Source organism: Altericroceibacterium xinjiangense, assembly GCF_003958635.1.
Lineage (GTDB): Bacteria > Pseudomonadota > Alphaproteobacteria > Sphingomonadales > Sphingomonadaceae > Altericroceibacterium_A > Altericroceibacterium_A xinjiangense.
Genome location: NZ_RSEK01000032.1, coordinates 1 through 8,570, shown reverse-complemented (window position 1 = coordinate 8,570; position 8,570 = coordinate 1). Strand labels below are relative to the sequence as shown.

General features: G+C 66.2%; 7 protein-coding genes and 1 pseudogene. 6 read left to right on the top strand and 2 right to left on the bottom strand.

Translation table 11 applies throughout. The features are described from left to right. Nucleotides 1-175: 175 nt before the first annotated feature. Nucleotides 176-374, top strand: a pseudogene (locus ELY13_RS14250) (transposase); the annotation flags it as partial. 104 nt (nucleotides 375-478) lie between these two features. Here ELY13_RS14250 and ELY13_RS14245 read toward each other — a convergent pair. Beyond that, the gene (locus tag ELY13_RS14245; protein WP_126174568.1) at nucleotides 479-1,102 is read right to left on the bottom strand and encodes a glycosyltransferase family A protein; all 624 of its coding nucleotides are present in this window, start codon (nucleotides 1,100-1,102) and stop codon (nucleotides 479-481) included. A 135-nt stretch (nucleotides 1,103-1,237) separates the two neighbouring features. On the opposite strand from ELY13_RS14245, the gene rpe reads away from it, so the two are divergent. The 5 genes from rpe to dxs all read left to right on the top strand — a co-directional run bounded on the left by rpe (nucleotide 1,238) and on the right by dxs (nucleotide 8,211). After that, nucleotides 1,238-1,915 carry a ribulose-phosphate 3-epimerase gene (gene rpe / locus ELY13_RS14240; protein WP_126174567.1) on the top strand — a complete coding sequence of 226 codons (678 nt, stop codon included), beginning with the start codon at nucleotides 1,238-1,240 and terminating at the stop codon, nucleotides 1,913-1,915. After that, the gene (locus ELY13_RS14235; protein ID WP_126174566.1) at nucleotides 1,912-3,627 is read left to right on the top strand and encodes a heparinase II/III family protein; all 1,716 of its coding nucleotides are present in this window, start codon (nucleotides 1,912-1,914) and stop codon (nucleotides 3,625-3,627) included. Before rpe ends, ELY13_RS14235 begins: the two co-directional genes overlap by 4 nt. Then, the gene (purH, locus tag ELY13_RS14230) at nucleotides 3,597-5,219 is read left to right on the top strand and encodes a bifunctional phosphoribosylaminoimidazolecarboxamide formyltransferase/IMP cyclohydrolase (RefSeq protein ID WP_126174565.1); all 1,623 of its coding nucleotides are present in this window, start codon (nucleotides 3,597-3,599) and stop codon (nucleotides 5,217-5,219) included. The genes ELY13_RS14235 and purH overlap by 31 nt, the downstream gene beginning before the upstream one ends. A gap of 253 nt (nucleotides 5,220-5,472) precedes the next feature. After that, nucleotides 5,473-6,153, top strand: a complete 681-nt coding sequence (gene msrA, locus ELY13_RS14225) for a peptide-methionine (S)-S-oxide reductase MsrA (RefSeq protein WP_126174564.1) — start codon at nucleotides 5,473-5,475, stop codon at nucleotides 6,151-6,153. 126 nt (nucleotides 6,154-6,279) lie between these two features. Continuing rightward, nucleotides 6,280-8,211 (top strand): 1-deoxy-D-xylulose-5-phosphate synthase, encoded by a 1,932-nt coding sequence (gene dxs, locus ELY13_RS14220; RefSeq protein WP_126174563.1) that lies wholly within the window; start codon nucleotides 6,280-6,282, stop codon nucleotides 8,209-8,211. A gap of 130 nt (nucleotides 8,212-8,341) precedes the next feature. On the opposite strand, the gene ELY13_RS15235 is transcribed toward dxs, so the two are convergent. Further along, the coding region (locus ELY13_RS15235) for a hypothetical protein (RefSeq protein WP_206436084.1) at nucleotides 8,342-8,570 on the bottom strand (229 nt) is incomplete at its 5' end.

The following is an 8,570-nucleotide window of genomic DNA, read 5'->3' as shown; positions in this document are numbered from 1 at the left end:
GCCGCCCGCACTCAGGCCTCGGCGGGCAGACCCCGGCAGAGGTCTACGAGCGGATCGGCGAACCAGATCATGGGGGGCATGCCCCCCCATAATCTGATGACCAGACTGGCGGCATAACGACACAAGGGATGAGCTTAACTTCGCCGTCAACCTGTCCAAAGAAGCGAGACCACCTCACTGGCTCCTGTGGCGCATCCAGCAGGAAATCCCAAGAGCCACCGCACTCGTTCGCAACGCTGCGCCTGCGCCTGCTCAAGGTCGCTGCCCGCGTCATCGAAACCGCCACGCGTATCCGCGTTGCCTTCGCTTCAGCCTGCGCCGATGCCGGTGTGTTCACCGCCATCGCCACCAGCCTCCGACCAGCGCCCACATAGCAAGCGCGGCGGTGCCGCCGAACCCCTGAGCCCCAGTCCATCAACCTCGAAAAGCCCATTGGTCCTGCCGCGGTGAAAAACGCCGCCGCCGGCGTGCGCCTTGATCAATCAGGCGCCGCCACATCGCCGTCCGACCAACACAAAGCGGCAGCCTCATGAACAGGACGGGCTAGGAAGGCGCGACGCATCCGCCGGTAGTCCGCCGGAGTCACGGCTGAGGAACAGCTTTCCCCATGCTGGCGATAATCCAGCCACACTTGCGGCGCAAACCAGACGCCGCTCGCCAGGAAGACCTTCGACTGAGATATCTGGTCCTCGTAAAGCCCGGTAAAGCTTTCCTCGAAGCCGCCGGTCTGGTCCGCCACGCTGCGCCGGACTTCGGAATGGGCATCGAGAATCGCGACTTGTTCCCTCAATCGCCCGTTGCGCCAGCGGTCATCGCCATCGGCCACCGCGATGAACTCCCCCCGGGCGTGGCGCAGACCCAAGTTGCGCGCCGCGCTCATCCCCCGGTTGGCGTGGCCGGGAGGCTCAAGATAGCGGACGCGGTCCGGATGGTCCTGCGCATAGGCCAGGGCGATTTCGGTGCTCCCGTCGGTCGACCCGTCATCGACCAGCAGCAATTCGAAATCGGTGAACTCCTGCGCAAGGATGCTGTCCACCGCTTCTTGCAAATACTTGATCTCGTTGAAAAAGATGCAGACGATGGAAACCCGGGGCTCTCGCATGCCCTTTCCTTATGGCTCCCTCACCCGGCGGGCAAGCCGCGCAGGCCGGCGCCGATCCGGTTTCCGGCCATCCATCGGAAACAAATTTCAGTTTCCGATGCTTGTTGGCTTGGCCCGAATTGATAAGGCACAACCATGACACCTCCGCTGATCTCCCCCTCGATTCTTTCCGCCGATTTCGCCCGGCTGGGAGAGGAAGTGCGCGCCATAGACGAAGCGGGGGCGGACTGGATCCACGTCGATGTGATGGACGGCCACTTCGTACCCAATCTCACGATCGGGCCGATGGTGGTGAAGGCGCTGCGGCCCCATTCGAACAAGCCGTTCGACGTCCACCTGATGATTTCCCCGGTCGATGCCTACCTTGAAGCCTTCGCCGAAGCCGGGGCCGACATCCTGACCGTCCATCCCGAAGCCGGCCCGCACGTCCACCGGACGGTGCAGGCGATCAAGGGACTAGGCAAGAAGGCGGGCATCTCTCTCAACCCCGCAACCCCGGCCAAGATGCTGGATTACCTGATTGACGAGATCGACCTTGTCCTGGTGATGAGCGTCAATCCCGGTTTCGGCGGGCAAAGCTTCATCGCCTCCCAGCTGAAAAAGATCGAGGCGGTGCGCAAGATGATCGACAAGTCGGGCCGCGACATCCGGCTCGAAGTCGACGGCGGCGTCACCCCGGAAACCGCGCGCCAGTCCGTTGAGGCCGGGGCCGACGTGCTCGTCGCAGGCTCCGCCAGCTTCACCGGCGGCCCGGCCCGCTACGCCGCGAACATCGCGGCGCTGAAAGGGACCACCCCGGAAGAGGGCCAGTGACCACCCCCGCCGTGCCTCTGCACGGGATCGAGCCGGAAAAACTCGCGCTTGCGTCCGGGAATGGCCCGGCAGAGCGGCTGATCCGGCTCGCTTATCGTGCCGGAGTGCCCGGCCCCGCCTTCACTCCCTTCCGCAAGGCACCCAAACCCCGCTTGCGGGCAGTCGTTGCCAGTCCGCTGGCGGGCAACCCGGATGCCGGAGCCGCGGTGCGCGATGGGCACCTTCCGGTGGACGGGCAAGCCGTGTCGCTGGAGGTAGTGGACTTCGGCGCCCCGCTGTCGCCGCCGCTGGCGCACGCGGTCCACGGCTTCGGCTGGCTGCGCGATCTCGCCGCCGATCCCGCACCCGTCGCGGAACGCGCACGTGCTGCGGAACACGTGCTGGCCCGGTGGCTCAATGCCCATCCGAAACCGGACAAGAGCCGCGCGTGGGATGTCGGGATCGCCGGGCAACGCCTGCTGGCGTGGCTGGTCCACGCGCCGCTGATCCTTTCCGGCTCCGCAACGGTCCGCACGCGGACGCTGGCGGCGATCGGGGATACCGCCCGCTGGCTGGACCGGAACGTTGCCGCTGCACCCGGCGGACTGGATGAGATCACCGGCTGGTGCGCGATCGTTGCGGCCGGCCTGCTGCTTCCCGGCGGCAAGCCGCGCCGCTTGTTCGGGGAAGCCGGACTGGTCCGCGCGCTGGGCGATTTCGTGGGCGAGGACGGAGGCGTGCTTTCCCGCAGCCCGCTGGACCAGATCGCGACGATCGAGCGACTGGTCGAACTGATCGCCTGCTACCGCGCGGTGCGGCGCGATCCGCCCCCTGCCATGGAGGCGATGCTGCACTTGCTAGTTCCGCCGCTCCTGTCCCTGCTCCACGCCGATAGCGCACTGGGCAACTGGCAAGGCGCGGGCGCGCTTTCGGCCGCGCGGATAGAGGCGCTGGTGGCTGCAAGCGGAGTGCGGGCACGGGCCCTGATCAACCCCGCCCCCTGGGGATACCAGCGGGTCGCCGCCCGGGCGGGCGTGCTGCTGGTCGATGCCGCGCCCCCGCCGCTGGCTCGGCACGCCCATCATGGCTGCGCATCCACCCTGGCGTTCGAATTTTCCTACGGCGACCACCGGCTGGTGGTGAATTGCGGTGGGGCGGCCAGCGCCGGTGGCGCAATTCCGCCGGAGTTTGAACAAGCCTTGCGCGCCACCGCCGCCCATTCGACGCTGGTGCTGGGCGATGCCAACTCGACCGCTGTCCTGCCCGGCGGGAAACTCGGCGCGGGTGTCGACGCGGTCGAGCTTGACCGGCGGATGATCGAACCCGGCGGCGGACGGCTCGCCACCCGGATCGAAGCGAGCCACGACGGCTACGCCGCGCGGTACGGCCTCATCCACCAGCGCGTGCTGACCTTGCGCGATGACGGGCGTGAGCTATGCGGGGAGGACGGGCTTGTTCCTGCCGGGCGCAAGCGCCGGGACGCTGCCGTGACAGTCGCGATCCGCTTCCATCTCGGCCGCGGGATCGAACCCGAATTGACGGACAAAGGTGCGGTGCTGCCTCTTCCGGACGGCAGCCGCTGGAGATTCGTCGCTGATTCCGGAGAGCTTTCGGTCGAAGAAAGCTTGTGGACCGATGGCGAAGGATCGGTTCACCCGGTCCGGCAACTGGTGATAGGGGGCATGGCCCCGCGCGACGGGAGATGTTTTTCCTGGCGCTTGGCAATGGAGTGATTGACGTGAGCGATGTGACGATCAGGCGGGCGCTGCTTTCGGTTTTCGACAAGAACGGCCTGGCCGATCTGGCGGCAAAACTGGCGCAGCAGGGCGTGGAACTCGTGTCCACCGGCGGCACCGCGCGCGCTCTGCGCGAAGCCGGGCTGACGGTGAAGGACGTTTCGGACATCACCAACTTTCCCGAGATGATGGACGGCCGGGTCAAGACGCTGCACCCGATGGTCCACGGCGGCCTGCTGGCGGTGCGCGATAACCCGGAACATGCCGGTGCGATGCAGGAACACGGGATCGGCGCGATCGACCTCGTCGTCGTCAACCTCTACCCGTTCGAAGCGACCGTGGCCCGGGGCGCGGAACGGGACGAAGTGATCGAGAACATCGACATCGGCGGCCCTTCGATGGTTCGTTCCGCTGCGAAGAATCACGAATATGTCACGATCGTCACCGACCCGGCGGACTATGTGGAGCTGATCGGCGAACTGGCGACCAGCGGCGCGACCACGCGCGATTTCCGCCGCAAGATGGCGGCCAAGGCGTTCGCCGCCACCGCAGCCTACGATTCCGCGATCAGCCAGTGGTTCGCCCACACCGACCAGCAGCAGACCTTCCCCGATACGCTGGCGATCACCGGCCGCAAGGCCGCTGAACTGCGCTACGGCGAAAACCCGCACCAGGCCGCGGCGCTCTATGCTCCGGCGGGATCGCAGACCGCGGGACTGGTGCAGGCGGAACAGCATCAGGGCAAGGCGCTGTCCTACAACAACTACAACGATGCCGACGCCGCGCTGGAATTGTGTGCCGAGTTCAAGGGGCAGGACCCGTCGGTGGTGATTGTCAAGCACGCCAACCCGTGCGGGGTGGCCCAGGCGCCGAGCCTGCTGGAAGCTTGGCGTGAGGCACTGGCCTGCGACAGCGTGTCCGCGTTCGGCGGGATCGTCGCGGTCAACCGCCCGCTCGATGGCCCGACGGCCGAAGCGATATGCGAAATCTTTACCGAAGTCGTTGTCGCCCCCGGCGCGGACGATGCGGCCCGTGCGGCTTTCGCGAAAAAGAAGAACCTGCGCCTGCTCACGCTGGCCGATCTTCCCGATCCGCGCCGCGAAGGCTTGCTGGTCAAGCAGATCGCCGGCGGCCTGCTGGCCCAGACGCGGGACAACGGGGCGATCTCGGAAGCCGACCTGAAGGTCGTCACCAAGCGCGCCCCGACCGATCAGGAACTGAAGGACTGCCTGTTCGCTTGGACCGTGGCCCGGCACGTCAAGTCGAACGCGATCGTCTACGCCAAGGACGGTGCGACCGCCGGGATTGGCGCCGGGCAGATGAACCGGCGCGATTCGGCGCGAATCGCCGCGATCAAGGCGCGCGAGGCAGCCGAAAGCTATGGCTGGGACGGCCCGCGCACCGTCGGCAGCGCGGTGGCGTCCGATGCGTTCTTCCCGTTTGCCGATGGCTTGCTTGCGGCGATCGAGGCCGGGGCCAGCGCGGTGATCCAGCCCGGCGGCTCCATGCGTGACGACGAAGTGATCGCCGCCGCCGATGAAGCCGGCATTGCGATGGTCTTCACGGGCATGCGCCACTTCCGCCATTGAGCAAGCCCCGCGATTTCGGGCGAGCCTGGCGCGTGCGCCCAGAAATCGCGGAGGTCCCTGAACCCGGGCTGACAGCCCGGGTCAGCCCCTCGAAACCCGACCAGCGGTATAACAGCCCGAATCGCTGCCGAGAAGGAGTCTACCAGATGGGCCTGTTCAAACCCGACCTTTACCGTGCCTTCCTCGCCGGCTTCGGCCTGACTGCCGCGGTCCTCGCTGTGCAGATCGGCCCCAACCTGATCTAGGAGGCTTGATGCGCACCTTTTCCCCCAAGACCCTGCTTGTCGCGGCAGCGCTTGCCGCCACGGCCTGCAGCCCTGCCATCGCCGCGGAAAACGTAGTCGAGGCTCCGGCCGCGGCTCGCACCGCGAAGGAGAGCGGCGGGCTGAAGACGGCGATCTTCGCCGGCGGCTGCTTCTGGGGTGTCGAGGCCGTATTCAGCCACATGAAGGGCGTGAAGAGCGCGGTCTCCGGCTATCACGGAGGCACCGCGTCGCAAGCCAAATACGATCTGGTCTCCAGCGGAATCACCGACCATGCCGAAGTGGTCAAGGTGGTCTACGATCCGTCCGTCGTCCGGTACGACCAGCTGCTGCAGGTCTTCTTCTCGGTCGTCGCCGATCCGACGCTGAAGAACCGGCAAGGCCCGGACGTCGGCGCGCAGTACCGCGCGGCCCTGATTCCCGTGTCGAATGAGCAGCGCACCGTCGCCGCAGGCTATCTCAAGCAGATGAGCAGCAGCGGCAAGTGGAACAAGCCGATCGTGGTGCAGACCGAGGCGGCGAAGAAGTTCTACCCGGCGGAAAGCTATCACCAGGACTTCGCGAAAAAGAACCCCAACCACAGCTATATCCGCCGGTGGGACGCGCCCAAGGTCACCGCGCTGCGGCAGATGTACCCATCGCTGTACGACGCGAGCTTCCAGACCGGCTGATCGCTCGCGTGAGCGGCTCCTTCCCGGACCGGCAGGGCATCCTCGCCCGCCGGTCCGCGTTTCTGCCTACCGTCGATCGCCTGCGGTTGATCGACAGTGCGGGTTTGAGCGTGTAAGCCCTCGGCCATGACTGCCAAACCGGCCACGCCGTTGCTCGACCAAGTCAGCACGCCCGACGATCTTCGCCACCTCCCGCCGGGCCAGCTGCGCCAGCTGGCCGATGAACTGCGCCTCGAGATGATCGACGCCGTCGGCACAACCGGCGGCCATCTCGGCTCCGGCCTTGGCGTGGTCGAGCTGACCGTAGCGCTGCATTACGTGTTCAACACCCCGGCTGACCGGCTGGTGTGGGATGTCGGCCACCAAGCTTATCCGCACAAGATCCTGACCGGACGGCGCGAACGTATCCGCACCTTGCGGCAAGGCGGCGGCTTGTCCGGCTTCACGAAGCGGTCGGAAAGCGAATACGACCCGTTCGGCGCGGCCCATTCCTCCACATCGATTTCCGCCGCGCTCGGCTTCGCGACGGCCAACAAGCTGTCCAACAACCCGGGCAAGGCGATTGCGGTGATCGGCGACGGCGCCATGAGCGCGGGCATGGCCTATGAGGCGATGAACAACGCCGAAGCCGCCGGCAACCGGCTGGTGGTGATCCTGAACGACAACGACATGTCGATCGCGCCGCCGGTCGGCGGCTTGTCCGGCTACCTTGCCCGGTTGGTTTCGTCCGGTAAGTTCCTCGGGCTGCGGGACCTCGCGAAGCGCCTTGCCCGCAAGCTGCCCGAGCCGCTCCATCGCGCAGCGCGCAAAACGGACGAGTACGCCCGCGGCATGGCGATGGGCGGGACCTTGTTCGAAGAACTCGGCTTCTACTACGTTGGGCCGATCGACGGGCACGACCTCGATCAGCTGGTCCCGGTTCTGGAAAACGTGCGTGATGCGGCGGAAGGCCCGTGCCTGATCCATGTCGTGACGCAGAAGGGCAAAGGCTACGCTCCGGCCGAAAACAGCGCCGACAAGTACCACGGGGTGCAGAAGTTCAACGTCGTTACCGGGGAACAGGTAAAGGGCGCCGGCGGCCCGCCGTCCTACACCAACGTGTTCGCCAACGCCCTGCTGGCTGAGGCGGAGCGGGACGATACGGTCTGCGCGATCACCGCCGCGATGCCATCCGGCACCGGGCTCGACAAATTCCAGCAGACGTTCCGCACCCGCTTCTTCGACGTCGGGATTGCGGAACAGCACGCGGTAACCTTCGCCGCAGGCCTCGCCGCGCAAGGCATGCGGCCGTTCTGCGCGATCTATTCCACCTTCCTGCAACGCGCGTTTGACCAAGTGGTCCACGACGTCGCGATCCAGAACCTGCCCGTTCGCTTCGCGATCGACCGGGCGGGCCTTGTCGGCGCGGACGGGGCGACTCACGCGGGCAGCTTCGACGTGACGTACCTTGCCACCCTGCCTAACCTGGTGGTGATGGCCGCGGCGGACGAAGCGGAACTGGTCCACATGGTCCACACCGCAGCGCTCCACGACACCGGCCCGATCGCGTTCCGCTACCCGCGCGGCAACGGAGTGGGCGTGCCTCTGCCGGAAACCCCGCAGCGGCTGGAAATCGGCAAGGGTCGCATCGTGCGCGGCAGCGACAAGGGCGGCAAGGTCGCCTTGCTCAGCCTCGGCACGCGCCTCGCGGAGAGCCTCAAGGCCGCCGAACAGCTGGAAACGCGCGGGCTTTCTACGACCGTGGCCGACTTGCGCTTCGCCAAGCCGCTGGATTCCGAGCTCATCCGCACGCTGATGGCCACGCACGAGGTGATCGTCACGCTGGAGGAAAACGCGATCGGCGGCCTTGGCGCTCACGTCCTCACCCTCGCCAGCGACGAAGGGTTGCTGGATGCCGGCCTCAAGATCCGCACGATGCGCCTGCCGGACGTGTTCCAGGACCACGACAGCCCCGACCTGCAGTACGCCGAAGCGGGCCTCAACGCCCCGCAGATCATCGACACCGCGCTGAAAGCCCTGCGCCACAACAGCGCCGGAGTGGAAGAAGCACGCGCCTGAAGCGTCTTGCCCGATGGTACCCTGCCGGGCCAACGTCTACAAACGAACGGTTGCGGACATTGACGGCATAGCCGGGTCCTCCTCACCTTCAGGGGAACCGCCCTGCTGAGGTTGAAACACCTGACATATCCTACAGCTCCGGTGTCCGGCTGTGGACCTGTGGATTTCTGCGGGTTTGCAGGCAAAAAAAAACGACGAAACGACGCGAACGGGAAAAATACATCTTCTTGCGCCCGGGAGCAATAGATATGGAGCCTCCCCCTAGTACTACGGTTGCGCTTGTTTTCGCATCTTTCGGTGGCATGCCGCAGCGATTGCCTGGTGGGTTCGTCGCCATCGCGACCAGGCCCAGATGAAGG